This window comes from Enterococcus sp. DIV0421, assembly GCF_051713745.1.
Taxonomy (GTDB): domain Bacteria; phylum Bacillota; class Bacilli; order Lactobacillales; family Enterococcaceae; genus Enterococcus_D; species Enterococcus_D casseliflavus.
This window is the reverse complement of record NZ_JBIOQM010000001.1, coordinates 2,067,818-2,085,744: the sequence shown is the minus strand read 5'-3', so window position 1 is coordinate 2,085,744 and position 17,927 is coordinate 2,067,818. Positions and strand designations below refer to the sequence as shown.

Sequence of the window (17,927 nt, the reverse complement as noted above, 5' to 3'; positions counted from 1 at the left end):
TTAGCCGTTATAGGCATCAACGATGATTTGTTTCAATTCAGAGATTAGTGGTTCTTTTGGATTTGCTGTTGTACATTGGTCTTCATAAGCCAATTCAGCCATGCGATCAACTGTTGTATCTAGTGTTTGTTGAGTGACGCCTTGCGCTTTCAAGCTCATGTCGATACCAACAGATTGTCCTAATTCGTAAACAGCTGTTGCCAATGCTTCAACCAATTCAGCCGTTGTTTTGCCTTTAAGGCCTAAGAATTTCGCAATGTCTGCGTAATCTGTATCAGCACGGAAGAAGTCATATTTAGGGAACATTGCATGTTTTTGTGGGTCTTTGGCATTGTAACGGATGATGTGCGGTAAAAGAATCGCATTTGTACGTCCGTGAGGAATACCATATTCACCACCGATTTTGTGGGCTACTGAGTGACAAATACCTAGGAATGCATTGGCGAAGGCCATACCTGCCATTGTTGAGGCATTATGCATTTTTTCGCGAGATTCCATATCAGGTGTTTTCACTGATTTTTCTAAGTAGTCAAAGACTAACTTGATTGCTTGTAAGCTCAATCCACGAGTGTAATCAGATGCCATTACTGACACATAAGATTCGATCGCATGAGTCAAAACGTCCATTCCAGTGTCTGCTGTAACAGAAGCAGGTACTGACATTACGAATTGAGGGTCAACGATTGCTACATCTGGTGTCAATGCGTAATCAGCTAATGGGTACTTCACGTGTGTTTCACTGTCAGTGATAACCGCAAATGGGGTTACTTCAGAACCAGTACCAGACGTTGTTGGGATACAAACGAATTGCGTTTTTTCTGGTTTGTCGATCTTGTATGTCCGTTTACGGATATCTAAGAATTTTTGTTTCGCGCCGAAGAATGAAGTATCTGGGTGCTCATAGAACATCCACATGCCTTTGGCAGCATCCATTGCTGATCCACCACCAAGGGCGATCACTGTATCTGGTTTGAAATCAACCATCATTTTTGTTCCAGCGTAAACGGTGTTTGTTGATGGGTTTGGTTCTACGTCAGAGAAGACTTCGATTTTCACGTCATTTTTACGACGAGCAAGTACTTCACGAACCGTATCGCAATAGCCGAATTGAACCATACCAGGGTCACAAACGATCATGACACGTTCAACGTTTTCCATTTTCTCCAAGTACATTAGAGAGTTCTTTTCAAAGAAGATTTTTGGTGGCAATTTAAACCATTGCATATTATTTCTCCGTTTCGCTACAGTTTTCACATTGATCAAGTTCACAGCAGAAACATTTCGTGATACAGAATTTTTCCCGTATGAACCACAACCAAGTGTCAATGATGGAATCATTTCGTTGTAGATATTTCCGATACCACCTTCTGCAGATGGTGTGTTAACTAAGATACGGCAAGCTTTCATGCGTAGGCCGAATGCTAATTGCAAGTCTTCGTTTTCAGTGTGGATCACCGCTGTATGGCCTAATCCGCCTAAATCAAGCATTGCTTCACATTTTTCGAACGCGTCTTCTGTGTTGTTTGCTTTGATCATTGCTAAAACTGGAGAAAGTTTTTCTCTTGATAGTGGGTAATCAGCACCGACACCGTCAAGTTCAGCGATCAATAATTTTGTTCCTTCTGGTACGTTGATGCCTGCTAATTTCGCAATTTCCATTGCTGAATGTCCAACGATTGCTGGATTTACGGCATATTTTCCTTCGTTCATCACGGCATCTTCAAGTTTTTGTAATTCTTTTGCTTTTACAACATAGACTTGATGTGCTTCAAATTCTGCTTTCACAGAGGCATAGACTTCTTTATCAACGATCACTGCTTGTTCAGAGGCACAGATCATTCCGTTATCAAAAGTTTTTGATACGATCAAGTCATTGACTGCTCGTTTCACTTTCGCTGTTTTTTCGATATATGCAGGTACGTTCCCTGGTCCAACACCTAATGCAGGTTTACCAGTTGAGTATGCTGCTTTGACCATGCCAGCGCCACCAGTTGCTAATACGATCGCAATTCCTGGGTGGTTCATCAATAAGCCAGTCGCTTCGATTGATGGATGTTCGATCCATTGCACACAGTTTTCAGGTGCCCCAGCAGCGATGGCTGCATCACGAACGATACGTGCAGCTTCTGCTGAACATTTTTGTGCAGATGGGTGGAAAGCAAAAACGATCGGGTTACGTGTTTTCAAAGCGATCATTGCTTTAAAGATCGTTGTAGATGTTGGGTTAGTTGTTGGTGTTACCCCACAAACGACACCAACTGGTTCAGCGATTTCGATCAAGCCTTTTTGTTTGTCTTCATTGATCACGCCGACTGTTTTGTCATGTTTGATACTGTTCCAAATATATTCTGAAGCGTACATGTTTTTGATCGCTTTATCTTCATAGATACCACGGCCAGTTTCTTCTACTGCCATTTTAGCTAAAGGCATATGTTTGTCTAATGCTGCCATTGCCATTTCATGAACAATGTGGTCCACTTTTTCTTGATCAAAGCTTTCCATTTCTTTTAACGCCACATTTGCCTTCGTTGCTAAATCGTCAATCATTGCTTGTACGTCGATTGTCACTTCTTTTTCCAATGTCTTAGCCATTGTATGTCCTCCTAGTTTTTAAACATGTTTTGTTTGTTAACTACTTCACATACAGATCATACAACATCTTTTTTCGTTTGTAAATAGTTTTTGTGATTTTTTTCACAGTTTTATTAAACTCCCTTTAAATTAAGCGTTTTCAAGAACTTTTAAGGAAAAGAAGTGGACAAAAGTTTCGGTTTTTATTAAGAAAAATGTCATGTGCTAAGTTGAACAATAGGTTAAAAAAACTTTTTGTTCACTTTTGAAAAAAATCACTCTTCCTTCTACTATTTTATCTAAGATTGCCGTATACTCCCTCTAGTATTCTGCCCTTCTTTCAATGGCTATTAGTGTCTATCGAGGACAAAAAAACGACCAGCCATCGCTGATCGTCTTTCTCTTTAAAACAAATCCTCTTGGTCGGCTTCTGTTAGAGGCTTTCCGTGGGCAAGCTGGGAAACAACGTGCGCCATCTTTTTGTAGGAATCATTCAATCCGATTCCGCCTTTTTTCGGCATCTTCAAGATATAGATGTCTTTGGCATAGATTGTCACTGCTGGATTTTCCTCTGACATCGCTGCAGCCCCTGGAATTCCTTGCGCATTGAATACTTTCGTCAATCCTGCTGCCATTTCGCCAAAATTAGGATAATGCATCGCAGGTCCGCAAAGAACGGCATCGGCGTCAAATTTTTTAGCAAACCCCACAAATTTTTTGTTCACTTCTTCTTGATGCTCGTGATAATATTGGTCACCACAATAAAGCGTTGCAACGATTTGTGCGTCTTGCTCTTGAAAAAGTGGATTCAAGGTTCGACCTGGACCAAGGGCAGCTTTTTTGCCGCTTGGCGGCAACTGAGCATTTTCATCACTTCCCATCCCTGCAGTGACATGATTGAGAATCAAAATTATTTTTTTCATGAGCGGTGCCTCTTTTCTTATAGATCATCAAAATCGAAATCATCAAAATTGATTTCCTCTTCTTCTTGTTCAACGGTATCCGCTTCTTCTTTTAGATATTGATTATCTAAGACTTTGATAAACGGATAATAAATAGCCATTCCTAAGAGGATCAACAAGACTTGTAACACGGACGCTTGCCAACCACTGACTAAGAAACCAGAAATAATCGGTGGCGTGGTCCATGGCAGTTGAATTCCATTGGTATAGTTGACTAACCCAAGATCCATACAGAAGTAAGAGATAATAATATTGATCGTTGGCACTAAAGCAAAAGGAATCAGCAGAACTGGATTCAAGACGATCGGTAACCCAAAGATGATGGGTTCATTGATCCCGAAAATACCTGGGATTAACGATAACTGTGATAGTTTTTTGACCCGTTGGCTTTTACAGACTAAGATCATGACTAAAATCAAAGATAATGTCGAACCGCCCCCACCAAAGGTCGCGAACATGTCTTGAAATTGACCGGTGATGATGTTAGGAATTTCTGCGCCATTCTTGAAAGCATCTAAATTTTCAATAGATAATGCTCGTAAGATAGGGTTGAAGACAGCGCCGACCACACTGGAACCATTGATCCCAAAGAACCAGAAAAAATGCAAAAATAGGTAGGCTATGATCATGGCACCTAAAGTATTTCCTAAACTTAACAACGGTGTCTGTAAGAACTTAAAGAGGATCTCTTGCAGATTGCCATAAGACGTCAAGTTGGCTAACCAGTTGGCGATCATAAAGACCGTCACGATCACAAAGCTGGGAATCAACGCCTCAAAGGATTTCACCACAGTTGGGGGAACACCGTCAGGCATTTTGATCGTCCACCCTTTGCGTAATAACGCAACGAACATTCTGGTGGAAATCAAGGCAACAACCATCCCTAAGAACAAACCGCTAGAACCCATCCATCGTAATGGCAGGCTGCCAACTTCATATACTTCCGTAGAGCCTTCTGGTGTGAAAACGGTCGTAAATGGTGTCACGATAAAAAAAGAAACGAGTGAAATAATGGCTGCTTGCATGGCATCAACTTTAAACTGTTTTGCCAAACTATACCCGATCCCACCAACGGCTAAAATCGTCATAATGTCAAAGCTGGCTGTTGCTGGCATATTCAACATCGTTGCCCAGTTGTCTCCCAGCAAACTGCTCATCATCTCGTTCCAATTTGGAATCGGAAAATTGGTCAAGACTAAAAAGAGTGAACCCACGATCAACAACGGTGTGGATAATAAGAAACCATCACGAATCGCAATCAAGTATTTGTTTTCACCGATCGTCTTTGCCATCGGTGTTAACACTTTTTCTAACCAGTTTAAAAATTTCTGCATTTTTCTTCCTCCCATCTGCGTGCTATCTGGCAGATAACACGTAGTCCCCTGTTACTCCAACACTTTTATTACTTTGCTTTGGCTTTTTTGATCAAGCTTAAGGCATCTTTCAACGCTCGTTCGCCATCCATCATGCCGTATGCTTCTGTCGCGATCGTGCCGACTGGAATCCCCATTGGCTCGAAAGTTGCTTTCATTTTGCTATCTAAGTGTCGTACTTGTGGACCTAACAAAATAGCGACTGGTTTTTCTTGTTCGACTTTTTCTTCTGCATGGATCGCAGGGAATGCTTCGATCGTCAAAGGCATGTTGTGCTTTTTGACGACTTCCATCATTTTATTGACCATGATACTCGTTGACATTCCAGCTTCACAAAACAAATAGATTTTTTTCGTTGCCATATCCATTCCTCCAATGTTTGTTTTTCTCAATCGCGGTTGTTAGACCGGCGCTTTGATTCGTTCTTCATACGCTTCCAACCATTCTTTCGTAATAGGCTCGATCATGGTTGTCTGCTCAGGTCCTGGTGTTGCCATAAAAATAGCAGGCTCTTGATTGGTGGTTGCGACACTAAAGGTAAATTCTACATTGGTTGCCACCCCCCAGCGACCCTGTTTATCTAAGGCGATCAGCGAGAAGGCGCCGGCTTTGCCGTAGCGCTTCTTCAATCGCGCTTCAAAGTCGTAAACGGCTTGATCACATGCTTCTTGCGGTGCTAGCCCTTCTCCCATCAAACGGACGATCTCGTAGGAAAGGCAGCCTTTCATCAAGTCTTCCCCTAACCCTGTGGCAGCGGCACCGCCGATTTCACTATCCACATAAAAACCAGATCCAGATAAAGGTGAATCGCCAACACGACCGCTTTTTTTCATAAATAAACCAGAACTAGAGGTTCCTGCTGCCATGCTTTGGTGTTCATCCAGCGCAACTACTCCCACTGTATCGTGGCCGTCATAGGGATCGAGGTTGTTGGCAGCGATCTCTGCTTTGCGCTTTTCCCAAATGGTTTTAGCTCGCGGTGTCAGCATCTCTTTGGGCTGGAATCCTTCGGCAAGCGCATAAGCGACCGCTCCTTGGCCGATCCGAAAACTATTGAATTTCTCCTCACTTAGGCTGCGTGCCACGGAAATAGGATTTTCCACATCGACGATCCCAGCGACGGCACCAATTTTGAAGGTATCACCATCCATGAAGGCAGCGTCCATTTCCAACACGCCTTCTTCGTTGGGCAGTCCGCCATACCCCACCGATTTATAAAATGGATAATCTTCCACTGCTTTAATGGCTGTTTCTACTGCATCTTGGCAGGAGCCTTGTTGCTCTAATATTGCTTTAGCAGCGAGCACGCCATCGTGTGCCATCCGCCATGTAGCAATCATTCCCCACATAAATATCCCTCCATTTTTCATAGCGCTTTCAAGTATATTCTATACGGTATATACTACTATGTCTATACTAAAAAAAGAGTTTCTCAAAAAAATTGGAAAAACTCTTCTTCGTTCGTGTCTTCGCTTATTTTGTCAGTGCTTGTAAGCTGCGCAAATAAATTTCAAGATTCGTCCGTAGATCGGCAACCGCCATGTACTCATCTTGGTTATGAGCGATCCCTTTTTGCCCTGGAAAAGACGGACCAAAAGCAAGGATGTTTGGCATCTTGCGGGCGTAGGTTGCTCCTGTAGTCGTCACGGGGGTTGGATCATTGCCCGTTACTTGGTGATAGATTGTCGATAGCTTTTGGATTTCGGGGGCATCTTTTGATCGGCAGAACCCTGGAATGCTGCGAAGGATCGTAAGACTTGCCCCTTTTGGCAATGCCTTTTGCACCCCAGCGAGCACTTGTTCCTCCGTTACCGATACAGGATAGCGAAAGGCCACTTCTAACGCTAGTCCACTGGCGGATTTTTGGAGAACCACAGGGGTCAAGATCAATTTTCCTGAGTCGGCATCTTCTAGTACCAAATCAATGCCTTCGCCATAGTGCTGCTGGTGAAAACTTTGGGTGATCCACTGCAAAGCTGCTTGCAATGACGGTGTCGCCGCCAGTTGCGGTGCCGCTTGCTGCGCAAGTTTTGTAATGGCATTGTCCCCTAGCTCAGGGGCATTGCTAGGGGAGCGTTTGCCTAGTGCTTCAAAGGACTGGCTGCCTACGGTTACCGATAGGTGGTCTGGCACATGATCGCGGAATTGATCGCCAGAAAACGCAGCTAACAGCTGCTGTTCTTGGACGGGCAATGGAAAATCAAGTTGCACATTGACGACACCCCGTTCGCCGTAAACCACTGGATACTTGCAGTCTGGCGTAAAACCAAAACGCGGTGGCTGCTCAACCGCTAGATAATGCGGGATATCCGACATGCCGCTTTCTTCATCTGTACCGAAAATGATCCGCAGCGGTAATTGCGGTTGATGACCAAGGTCTTTCAATACTTTCATGGCAAACAAACAGCTGATGATCGGGCCTTTGTTATCTAAGATCCCTCGGCCATAAAAGTTGCCGTCTTTTTCAGTTAGTGCAAACGGTGGGTAGCTCCAACCAGAACCTGCCGAGACGACATCCAAGTGTCCTAACACACCGATATAGTCGGTATCCGTTGGTCCCCAATGGGCATAGCCGATCGCATCATCGATGACCGTTGTTTGAAAACCGTATGCTGCGCTTTTTTCCATGACGTATGCTAACACTTCTCGTGGTCCTGTGCCATAAGGCGCATGAGGCGCCGGCTCACCTTTGACGCTTGCGATCTGCATCACCTCGCTCAAAAGCGTGAGAAATTCTGACCAATTGGCTTCAATACTTGCTGTGAGTGGATCCATTGTCTTCACCTCTAAAGGATTGATTTTATTTTTGACGCACTAATGTATTTTTGAAGGTATATTTGTCTGCTCGGTAATAGGATATATCGTATAAGATCGGTTTGGCTGATGCGGAATAGGTCATCGAATGGACCAAAAGCATCGGTTCCTCTTGAGGCACCTGTAAAAGTTTCGCAATATCGGCAGGACTTTTCACAGCTTCCACCTCTTGATGGGAATAACCAATCTCGATGTTGGCTTCAATGACTTGATACAAAGACGACTCTAATTGAGCTTTCGTGAGTTCTGCGGTGTCTTCTTGCAGATAGCGTTTCAGTACGTAAAGATTTTCCACCGTCATCGGCTCATCATCAAAGTAGCGCAAGCGCACCAAATAAACGATTGGTTCCTTGGCGTAATCGCCAAACAGCTGACCAATCTCTATCGGGAGCTCTTTGACGGTTTCGATATGCAAAACTTCCGTACGGGTCTTTTTCCCTTGGATTTTGGCGGTCTCGGTAAAACTTTGGAGCCCGCCAGAGCCGCTTTGGATCTTGGGCTGTTTCATGACATAGGTTCCTTTGCCTTTTTCTTTCACTAACAAATTTTGGCCAATTAATAGATCGATGGCTTTGCGCACCGTTAAACGGCTGCACTGAAATTCCTCTGCTAAATCATAATCGGAAGGAAGCTTTTGGCTCGTCACGTACGTACCTTCATGAACCCGTTGCGCAATCTGCTGGGCAACTTCTTGAAATACTGCTTGTTTTTTCAACGTCTCTCCTACTTTCTTTCACTTTGCTACCATTCATAAAACGATCGATTGGCACTGACGCCAGAAGAAACACTGACAAACGCTTGTTCATCGATTCCTTGGATCATGCCTTCGACGGTCTTGAGTTCTCTATGGGAAATGACCAGTAATAATAGTTTTTTCTGTTGATGATCAAATCCACCTTCGACATCGTTGATGACCGTGATGCCTCGCTGCAAGGCACATTGCAACGTCGTAATGACGGGTTCTGCTTTTTCTGTAACGACCAGCAGCTGTACACGCCGCTGCTTCAGGTTGACGTAGTCGACCATCCGCCCACTGATGAAGAAGGAAATGGCACTATAAAAAGCATAAGGCCAGCCAAAGATCAGCCCAGCTGCTAGCTGCAAACTGACATTGAAGCCGATAAAGAAACTGCCGATACTTCTACCAGTGGCTTTTTTCACTAAAATCCCTAAAATGTCAAGCCCACCCGTTGAAAAATCGTCGTTCAATGTCAAGCCCACCGACACCCCGTGCAGCAATCCGCCAAACACGGCACAGATCACCGGATCGGTCGTTAAAGCAATGACCGGGACCACCTTCATCATAACAGAAGACAGGACGACGGTACAAACCGTCATGATGGTAAATTCTCGATCGATTTTGACCCAAGCAACCGCTAACAATGGCGCATTAAAAAAAAGCACCAAAAGCGGGATCGAAAGCTGCAGATTCAACTGCTCATCTAAAAGCTGCGACAGCAATTGCGACAAACCAGTAATCCCACTCGCATAAATATTTCCCGGCAGCCAAAAGAGATTTAGGACAATCGACGACAGCAATGCATAGATTAAAGCAACAAGCATTCGTTTTCTATAACGTGCCATGTTTTCCCTCCTCCACTTCGCTTTTAGTATATATCATTAAGTATATACTGTCACGCAGAAAAAGCAGGCGAAATGAGGGGAAAAACAGGAACGAAGCAAGGTAAAAACACGCCAAAATCAAGGAGTAAAACGTTGGTATCAAAGGTTTTTTAAGATTTTTTTAAAGCGAGTAAATCACTTGAAATTCGCTAAAAAATGAATAAAATAAAAAGTGTAAAAACAAAAGAATAAAGAAAGGATGATTCTTATGACACATGAGATTGTGCCACGCCGCTCAGATTCATACAGTATGACACCTTTTGATTTCTTTGAAGATTTTGGCCGCAGTTTTTTTGATGGGTTTCCATCGAACCTGATCAAAACCGATATTCACGAGAATGACAAGGAATTTCTCGTTGAAGCAGAACTGCCTGGCATCCCTAAAGAAAATATTCAAGTAACCTATGAAAATGGGGTTTTAACGATTACGGGACAACACCAGACGGATCATGCGACCGAAGATGAAAAAGGACGTCTGGTTCGCAGCGAGCGCAGCTTGACAAGCGTTCGGCGGCAATACCTGTTAGAAAACGTCAAAGAGGATGAAATCAAAGCCTCTTACGCTGAAGGAATTTTGAAATTGACGTTGCCAAAAGACCAAGGCAAACAAGCGTCAAAGAAACTGATTCCCATCGAGTAACGAAGGCAATCAAAGCACCGCAGCAAAACGAGCGATCTCTGTTTTGCTGCGGTGCTTGTTTTATTTTAGAAACTGTCCGACTACTAAAAAAATGCACCGTCGCTTCTGAGAAAGCGACGGTGCGTTTGTGCTTATTCTTTGGTTTCGTCTTGGATGCTCGTTGCGTCTTCGACATCAGCTGGTTCGATTTGTGTCTCAACGGATGCAACAGTTCCAGGTTTCACTGTGCGGATCGCTGAACGATCAAACTCTAAGAAAATTCCTTCACAGTCGATGATCACGGTACTTTTTTCTGTGTTGACTTCAGAAAGAACGCCGTGGAGTCCGCCGATGGTTACGACTTCATCGCCAGCTTTCATATTTTCTAAAAGATTTTTACGCTCTTGCTGTTGTTTCTTTTGTGAACGACTCATAAAGAACCACATTGCCACTAAAGCAACCAGCATAAAGAGCATTGGTAAAGATTGTGCCATTTTTTTCACCTCGATTTATTTTCTTTCCTATAAGATACTTTATCAGAATTCCTCTATTATTCCCACCATTTTAGTAGAGAATGTTAGAAATTCCTCGCATTTTCCTTGTTGAACCCATACTCTTCAATAAAATGCTCACGGAACTCCAACAAGTTGTCATCCATGATGGCTTGACGGACATTTTTCATCAGATTCAATAAGAAGTAGACATTGTGGTAAGACGTCAAACGCATACCAAAGGTTTCATCACATTTGATCAAGTGGCGGATGTACGCACGAGAATAGTTTTTACATGTATAGCAATCACACTTCTCGTCAATTGGTCGAAAGTCACGGGCATATTGCGCATTTTTCACGACTAAACGACCTTTTGAAGTCATACAGGTACCGTTTCTTGCGATCCGTGTTGGTAAAACGCAGTCGAACATATCGACACCGCGAATCACGCCATCGATCAAGGAGTCAGCTGCCCCAACGCCCATCAGGTAACGTGGTTTGTTTTCTGGAATCCAAGGAGTCGTAAATTCCAACACGCGATTCATTTCCGCTTTTGGTTCGCCAACTGACAGGCCGCCGATGGAATACCCTGGGAAGTCCATACTGATCAAGTCTTGGGCACTTTGCTTGCGCAAGTCTTCAAAGCCTGCACCTTGAATGATCCCAAACAAGCCTTGCCGATCTGGATTGGCATGGGCTTTCAAGCCACGCTCCGCCCAGCGAGACGTCCGTTCCACCGATTTTTTGACGTAGTCATAGCTTTCATCAAATGGCGGACACTCATCAAAACTCATCATGATATCTGACCCTAATTTGTTTTGGATATCAATCGCTTTTTCAGGAGATAAAAACATTTTCGACCCATTCAAATGGTTTTTGAAATGGACACCTTCTTCGACGATGTTGCGCATTTCGGCTAATGAAAAGACTTGGAAACCACCTGAATCTGTTAAGATTGGTTGATCCCAATTCATAAATTTATGTAAGCCGCCTGCTTCTGCAACAATGTCTTCTCCTGGACGTAACCACAAGTGATAGGTATTGCTTAAAATGACGCCTGCACCCATTTCTTTCAATTCTTCAGGGGCAAGGGTTTTGACCGTTGCTAATGTGCCGACTGGCATGAACATTGGCGTTGGAAAGGTTCCGTGAGGCGTGATCAGTTCGCCTAAACGGGCACCGGTATGCTTTTCTTTCTTTATCAGACGATAACGAATGGCTGGTTCCGTCATTCATTTCCCTACTTTCTCTCTATACTCGATTAACTGTGCAACGCTATCTATGATAAGGGTTGCCCTTACATTTTGCAAGGAAGTTTAAAGAAACTAAGAGTATTTTCTCCTAGTTATGCGAAACATCTATTACTTTTTTTTGAAGATTTAGCGAAAGTTTGCTATCATGTTATTTATATTGAAGGGAGGTTTTTTGAAATGAAATCAAATAGAGAGCTAAAAGCAGAAGCAAAAGCAATCCTGCGAGGCCGCTGGAAAGACAGTGTTTTGATGTGTATTGTACCGACTTTGATCTCGATCGCTATCGCATTCGTCATTATCGTCCTTACTGTTATTCCATTGTATCAAAGCGGTATGTTCAATGATCTTGGTTCTACCGATGCAGTCAATTCCGCTGGCGGCAGTGGTGGCAGTGGCGGCGGCGGTTTGATCAGCGGTCTATTTTCTGCCTTATTCGGTGCTGGGATCTCTTGGACTTTCCTTGATCTTTTACGCGGTAAAAAACAGTCGATCCAACCCTTTTCTGATGTCTTTCGTGGCTTCAGTGGTGCTTTCGTGTTAGGGATCATCGTCATTTATATTTTGTCGACTATCTTCACGACGTTGTGGACATTCCTGTTTATCATTCCTGGGATCATCAAAGCTTATTCTTATTCTCAAGCATATTTTGTCTTTTATGATACTTATGAAGAAACTGGCATGCGACCAGATTTTCTCAGCTGCATCACAGGTAGCCGTCATTTAATGAGAGGCTACAAAGGGCAACTGTTCATCCTTGATCTGAGCTTCATCGGCTGGCACATTTTGGCCATCATGACTGCAGGAATCGGCTACTTATGGTTGACGCCATACATCAGTGCAACCAAAGCAGCGTTTTATGACAATCTGCCTAAACGAGCACTTGCTTAAAAGATCGGTTCGCCGGTCTTTTTTTTGAGGAAAACGACCTTTTTCTTTTGCAAACGCTTCCTTTTCGTGTTATAGTATACGTGTAAGGAAGGTAGCAACTCTGTTGGTGGTTTTCGTAAATATCGCAAACTCAATCTACTAAAAGTTGTTGAACGTACAAGTTTCACCTAGTACCAAACGTGTAAAGTAACAAGAAGAAAAACGTAACAAGGATCGAACATTTCCATATCGAAAAATGATACGTCTCATTTTGTATCGGAATACACGAAACATGTGTAAGTTTGTAAATGAAAACAAATTTTCGAGAAACATTGCTTTGCATGGACCACAAAAAGCGACCACCACTTATACCTTCCTCTAGTAGTAAGCTGGGCGACAAAAAAGCAGTTCTAAAAGTTGAGAAATTGTGTCAACTTAAAGAGCCGCTTACGTCGCTCAGTTTTTTTTGTTTATTTTAAGAACATCGCATCGCCAAAGCTAAAGAAGCGATACCGCTCATCAATGGCATGCTGGTAGGCAGAAAGTGTTAGGTCGCGTCCTGCAAAGGCACTGACTAACATCACTAAGGTTGATTTTGGTAAATGGAAGTTGGTAGAAAAAGCTTCCACGATTTTAAACTGATAGCCTGGCGTGATAAAAATACTCGTCCACCCACTATCGGCTTTGATTTGCCCATCAAACTTAGTCCCAATGGTTTCTAACGTACGGATCGAAGTCGTTCCGACTGCAACGATCTTGCCGCCATTTGCCCGAACCTCGTTCAATTGAGCGGCAGCTTCTTCTGTCAAACGGTAAAATTCGCTGTGCATCTCATGATCAGCGATATTATCGACACTCACTGGACGAAACGTTCCTAAACCAACGTGCAAAGTCAGATAAACCAGCTTGACGCCTTTTGCGGCGATCTGCTCCAGCAATTCTGGGGTAAAATGCAAGCCAGCAGTCGGTGCAGCAGCTGAGCCGTTTTCTTTGGCATAAACCGTTTGATAGCGGTCTGGGTCTTCTAGCCGTTCTTTGATGTAAGGCGGTAACGGCATTTCGCCAAGTGATTCCAGAATCTCTAAAAAGATCCCTTTGTATTGAAAACGAATGATCCGGCCGCCGTGATCGAGCTCTTCTTCCACCACTGCCTCTAATCGTCCGTCGCCAAAGGTGATCTTCGTGCCGACTTTGGCTCTTTTGGCTGGCTTGATCAAGGTTTCCCACGTATCCCCTTCAATATTATTCAGTAAAAGGATTTCCAAATGGGCACCTGTTTCTTGTTTTTCGCCATAGATACGAGCTGGTAATACCCGCGTATCATTCATCACCAAAGCATCCCCTGGTGCCAATTCATCAATGATGTTATAGAAGTGCTTGTCCTCAAATTTGCCAGTCTCACGGTCAACCACTAATAAACGGGAACTTGAGCGATCGCTTAATGGCGTTTGGGCGATCAGTTCTTCCGGTAATTCAAAATCAAAATCTTCAGTTGTAAGCATGTTGTTCCTCTCTTTCCCTAAATTCTTCTCTATTCTAGCATGTTTTTATAAAAATTGAAAAAACAGCTTTTTATTCTGCCCTTTCTTAGAAAAAAATAAAGAGACTGCTGCCAAGGCGTTCTGCAAAAAAACCCCCTTTTTCCCAATGGAAAATAACGGGGGATCTTCGCCGTTTCTATTCCCTATGCATCGCTCCTTAATTTGGACTTGCTTCTGGCGCTATTTTCGGTTTTGTCTATACAATTATGAAAAAAATGGGCAGATTATTTGAATAACAAGGGACTTTTCGGCATACTTAGTACAGATTCTAAGCCATTATTCAGATTGCTTAAATAAAAATAGAGGTGACATCATGATTGAGTTTCAGCAGGTATCCAAAATTTACAAAGGTGGTAAAGTCGCTGTTGAAGATGTGAATCTTTCCTTTGAAAAAGGCGAATTCATTTGCTTCATCGGGACAAGTGGTAGCGGAAAGACGACTTGTATGCGGATGATCAACCGTATGACGGATCCTTCTAAAGGAAAAATCTTGATCAATGGAAAAAGCGTTACAGAGATCAACCCAGTGGAATTACGCCGTCAAATCGGCTATGTGATCCAAAGCATCGGTTTGATGCCTCACATGACGATTCGGGAAAACATTACACTGGTTCAAAAATTGTTAAAAGTCAGCCAAGAAGAACGCAACAAAACTGCCGAGCGCATGATCGACTTGGTGGAATTGCCGCGAGAAATGCTCGACCGTTACCCCAACGAATTATCTGGGGGGCAACAGCAACGAATCGGTGTTGTCCGTGCCTTGGCAGCTGACCAAGATGTCATCTTAATGGATGAGCCTTTTGGCGCACTAGACCCAATCACTCGTGATTCCCTACAAGATTTGGTCAAAGACTTGCAAGAACGGCTTGGAAAAACCGTCGTCTTCGTTACCCATGATATGGATGAAGCATTGAAACTTGCTAGCCGCATCGTGATCATGAGTGAAGGAAAAGTCATTCAATTTGATACACCAGAAAATATTCTGCAACACCCAGCAACACCGTTTGTGGAAGAGTTGATCGGTGAGGACCGCTTGTTGCAAGCAAAACCTGACACAACGCCAGTCAAAGACGTGATGTTGAATACCCCGATCGCTATCACACCAGAAAAATCCTTACAAGAAGCGATTCATTTGATGCGGGAAAAACGGGTCGATACCTTGCTGGTTACCGACAATAGCAACGTGCTAAAAGGCTACATCGATGTCGAATCCATCGACCGCAACCGTGGCAAAGTTACTAGTGTCGGCGATATCTTGAACAAAGATGTCTTTTTCGTTCGTGAAACCGCCTTGTTGCGGGATACCTTGCAACGCATCTTAAAACGCGGCTTAAAATATGTCCCAGTAGTAGATGCCGACAAACATTTAGTCGGGATTTTGACCCGTGCTTCCTTAGTTGATATCGTTTATGACGTGATTTGGGGCGATGAGCCATCGATCATGGAAGCCATTGAGTCGGCGAAACCTGAAGAAACTGAGGAGGTCTAGCGCATGCAAAGCTTCTTTAATGAATATGGCGGCCAATTGGTCACCAAAAGTCTCGAACACTTGTATATCTCCTTTGCTGCTTTGCTCTTAGGGATTCTTGTTGCCGTACCGATCGGTGTGATCTTGACCCGTTTCCCCAAAGCAGCAACGGTCGTGATCGGCATCACCAGTGCGTTGCAAACCGTGCCTTCTTTGGCACTATTGGCATTGATGATCCCGATTTTAGGTGTCGGAAAAGTCCCTGCTATCGTCGCTCTTTTCATTTATTCCTTGTTGCCGATTTTGCGAAATACCTACATTGGAATGAAAAAAGTCGATTGGAATTACCGCGATGTTGCCAAAGGGATGGGGATGACCAACTTGCAGTCGATCATCAGTGTGGAATTACCTCTAGCGATCCCAACGATCATGGCAGGGATCCGCTTATCGGCCGTGTATGTTTTAGCCTGGGCTACCTTGGCTTCTTACATTGGTGCCGGTGGACTTGGTGATTTGATCTTTAGCGGACTAAACAACTACCAACCGCCTTTGATTTTTGCTGGGACGATTCCAGTGACGATCTTTGCTTTATTAGCTGACTGGTTACTGGGTTTGTTAGAAAACAAACTGACACCAGCTGCCTTAAGGGGGGATGCGTAATGAAAAAAACTTCAAAATTAGCGCTGTTGTTTTCCTTAGGTGTCGCTTTACTGTCCGGCTGTTCCTTTCCCGGTTTAGCTTCGACTTCTGATGAGAATACCGTGGCGATCACAGGTGGGATCACTTCCGAAGCCCAAATTCTTGGCGCGGTGGTTGCCGGTATGGTCGAACACTATACGGATAAAAACACAACCGTCATTAACAACTTAGCAACAACGACCATCAATCACCAAGCGATGATGAATGGCGATGCGTCGATCTCAGCTGCCCGCTACACAGGAACTGACTTGACCACGACGTTAGGGTTGGAGCCAGAATCTGATCCGCAAGCCGCCTTTGACAAAGTCAAATCAGAATTTGAGCAACGGTACCAACAGACTTGGTTCCCTTCTTACGGCTTTGATAACACGTATGTCTTTCTTGTCAGAAAAGATACTGCCGAAGAATACGGATTGGAAAAAGTCAGTGACTTGAAAGATGTCGCAGATCAATTGGTTGCAGGGGTCGATACCGCGTGGATTACACGGGTCGGCGATGGGTACGATGGCTTCCAGAAAGCCTATGGGTTCTCTTTCCAAAACATCCTACCGATGCAGATCGGTCTCGTCTATGATGCTGTTGATAACGGAAAAATGGATATCGTTTTAGGGTACTCAACCGACGGCCGGATCGGCAGTTACGATCTCGTGATGCTGGAAGATGATCTAAACTTCTTCCCGCCTTATGATGCCGCACCGATCGTCGATGACAAATTGTTGAAAGAAACACCTGAAATCGGCGATGCCCTGAACAAATTAGCAGGCAAAATCGATACCGAAAAAATGCAAGAATTGAATTACCAAGTGGATAATGACCTTCTAGAACCAACGGTAGTTGCCGAACGTTTCTTAGAAGAAAATAATTACTTCGAAGGAGAGTGACGAAATGGCAGACATGAATTTATTCCAACAATTTCTTTTCTATTTTCAAGAAAACGGCGGCTATGTTTTTGCCCAGTTCATTCGTCACTTCTTGATTTCAATCTACGGGGTACTTTTTGCCTCGATCGTCGGGATTCCAATCGGGATCTTGATTTCTAAAAAAATGCGTTTGGCAGATTGGGTGATTCGTTTCGCCAATATCATCCAGACGATTCCATCTTTAGCGATGATCTCGATTTTAATGATCGGCATGGGCTTAGGTGTGAATGTCGTGATTTTAACGATTTTCCTTTATTCTTTGTTACCGATCATCAAAAATACCTATACCGGCATGCGCCAAGTCGACCGCAATACGTTAGATGTCGGCAAAGGGATGGGGATGACTAGCTGGCAGCGATTGTATATGATCGAATTGCCCTTGTCTGTTTCGGTGATCATGGCAGGGATTCGAAACGCCTTAGTCGTGGCGATCGGTATCACCGCCATTGGGGCTTTCGTTGGTGCTGGTGGACTGGGGGACATCATCATCCGCGGAACCAATGCGACAGATGGTGCATCGATCATCTTAGCCGGTGCTTTACCAACTGCCTTGATGGCGATCATTACGGATCTTGGATTGAGCTTTATTGAACGCCGCTTAGATCCCGCCAGCCGTACTTCACGCTAATCTTATTGGGAAAAAGCAAAAGCCGTTGTGACCATTTATTGGTCGCAACGGCTTTTTTGGTTCGGTCATTTTTCAGAAAAGCATCGCTTCAGCCGCTT

Annotated in this window: 17 protein-coding genes; 6 read left to right on the top strand and 11 right to left on the bottom strand. The window is 43.9% G+C overall.

Going from position 1 to position 17,927, the window contains the following annotated elements; genetic code table 11:
* The 8 genes from adhE to IGI96_RS10015 all read right to left on the bottom strand — a co-directional run bounded on the left by adhE (position 1) and on the right by IGI96_RS10015 (position 9,304).
* Positions 1–2,592, bottom strand: a complete 2,592-nt coding sequence (gene adhE / locus IGI96_RS10050; protein ID WP_010748754.1) for a bifunctional acetaldehyde-CoA/alcohol dehydrogenase — start codon at positions 2,590–2,592, stop codon at positions 1–3.
* Positions 2,593–2,975: 383 nt separating this feature from the next.
* Positions 2,976–3,494 carry a GrdB-related putative oxidoreductase gene (locus IGI96_RS10045; RefSeq protein WP_074934382.1) on the bottom strand — a complete coding sequence of 173 codons (519 nt, stop codon included), beginning with the start codon at positions 3,492–3,494 and terminating at the stop codon, positions 2,976–2,978.
* A gap of 17 nt (positions 3,495–3,511) precedes the next feature.
* Positions 3,512–4,867, bottom strand: a complete 1,356-nt coding sequence (gene celB / locus IGI96_RS10040) for a PTS cellobiose transporter subunit IIC (RefSeq protein ID WP_086339082.1) — start codon at positions 4,865–4,867, stop codon at positions 3,512–3,514.
* Positions 4,868–4,935: 68 nt separating this feature from the next.
* Positions 4,936–5,268, bottom strand: coding sequence for a PTS sugar transporter subunit IIB (locus IGI96_RS10035; protein WP_005227348.1), 333 nt, complete (start codon positions 5,266–5,268; stop codon positions 4,936–4,938).
* Positions 5,269–5,307: 39 nt separating this feature from the next.
* Positions 5,308–6,255: a N(4)-(beta-N-acetylglucosaminyl)-L-asparaginase gene (locus tag IGI96_RS10030; protein WP_086339081.1), complete on the bottom strand. Its 948-nt coding sequence runs from the start codon at positions 6,253–6,255 to the stop codon at positions 5,308–5,310.
* A gap of 124 nt (positions 6,256–6,379) precedes the next feature.
* Positions 6,380–7,681 carry a Sapep family Mn(2+)-dependent dipeptidase gene (locus tag IGI96_RS10025; RefSeq protein WP_086339080.1) on the bottom strand — a complete coding sequence of 434 codons (1,302 nt, stop codon included), beginning with the start codon at positions 7,679–7,681 and terminating at the stop codon, positions 6,380–6,382.
* Between the two features lie 25 nt (positions 7,682–7,706).
* Complete coding sequence (locus IGI96_RS10020) at positions 7,707–8,435, bottom strand: GntR family transcriptional regulator, LSA1692 subfamily (protein ID WP_005227344.1); 729 nt, start codon at positions 8,433–8,435, stop codon at positions 7,707–7,709.
* Positions 8,436–8,461: 26 nt separating this feature from the next.
* Complete coding sequence (locus IGI96_RS10015; protein ID WP_086339079.1) at positions 8,462–9,304, bottom strand: YitT family protein; 843 nt, start codon at positions 9,302–9,304, stop codon at positions 8,462–8,464.
* A gap of 247 nt (positions 9,305–9,551) precedes the next feature.
* Here IGI96_RS10015 and IGI96_RS10010 point away from each other — a divergent pair, with 247 nt between their 5' ends.
* On the top strand, positions 9,552–9,983 hold the full coding sequence (locus tag IGI96_RS10010) for an Hsp20/alpha crystallin family protein (protein WP_005227339.1): 432 nt from the start codon (positions 9,552–9,554) through the stop codon (positions 9,981–9,983).
* Between the two features lie 131 nt (positions 9,984–10,114).
* Here IGI96_RS10010 and yajC read toward each other — a convergent pair whose 3' ends face one another.
* The gene (yajC, locus tag IGI96_RS10005) at positions 10,115–10,456 is read right to left on the bottom strand and encodes a preprotein translocase subunit YajC (RefSeq protein WP_005232170.1); all 342 of its coding nucleotides are present in this window, start codon (positions 10,454–10,456) and stop codon (positions 10,115–10,117) included.
* An 83-nt stretch (positions 10,457–10,539) separates the two neighbouring features.
* Positions 10,540–11,685, bottom strand: a complete 1,146-nt coding sequence (gene tgt / locus IGI96_RS10000; RefSeq protein WP_005227333.1) for a tRNA guanosine(34) transglycosylase Tgt — start codon at positions 11,683–11,685, stop codon at positions 10,540–10,542.
* Between the two features lie 198 nt (positions 11,686–11,883).
* Between tgt and IGI96_RS09995 the strand changes: the two genes are divergently transcribed.
* Positions 11,884–12,594 (top strand): DUF975 family protein, encoded by a 711-nt coding sequence (locus IGI96_RS09995; RefSeq protein ID WP_034857863.1) that lies wholly within the window; start codon positions 11,884–11,886, stop codon positions 12,592–12,594.
* A gap of 449 nt (positions 12,595–13,043) precedes the next feature.
* Here IGI96_RS09995 and queA read toward each other — a convergent pair whose 3' ends face one another.
* Positions 13,044–14,075 carry a tRNA preQ1(34) S-adenosylmethionine ribosyltransferase-isomerase QueA gene (queA, locus tag IGI96_RS09990; protein ID WP_010748742.1) on the bottom strand — a complete coding sequence of 344 codons (1,032 nt, stop codon included), beginning with the start codon at positions 14,073–14,075 and terminating at the stop codon, positions 13,044–13,046.
* 352 nt (positions 14,076–14,427) lie between these two features.
* Here queA and IGI96_RS09985 point away from each other — a divergent pair, with 352 nt between their 5' ends.
* From IGI96_RS09985 to IGI96_RS09970, 4 genes are read left to right on the top strand one after another with little or no spacing between them, the layout of a single operon-like run.
* Positions 14,428–15,603, top strand: a complete 1,176-nt coding sequence (locus IGI96_RS09985) for a betaine/proline/choline family ABC transporter ATP-binding protein (protein WP_005227327.1) — start codon at positions 14,428–14,430, stop codon at positions 15,601–15,603.
* Positions 15,604–15,606: 3 nt separating this feature from the next.
* Complete coding sequence (locus tag IGI96_RS09980) at positions 15,607–16,242, top strand: ABC transporter permease (protein WP_016609633.1); 636 nt, start codon at positions 15,607–15,609, stop codon at positions 16,240–16,242.
* Positions 16,242–17,162, top strand: a complete 921-nt coding sequence (locus IGI96_RS09975; RefSeq protein ID WP_010748740.1) for an osmoprotectant ABC transporter substrate-binding protein — start codon at positions 16,242–16,244, stop codon at positions 17,160–17,162. Before IGI96_RS09980 ends, IGI96_RS09975 begins: the two co-directional genes overlap by 1 nt.
* Before the next feature lie 4 nt (positions 17,163–17,166).
* The gene (locus IGI96_RS09970) at positions 17,167–17,829 is read left to right on the top strand and encodes an ABC transporter permease (protein ID WP_005227316.1); all 663 of its coding nucleotides are present in this window, start codon (positions 17,167–17,169) and stop codon (positions 17,827–17,829) included.
* Positions 17,830–17,927: the final 98 nt, after the last annotated feature.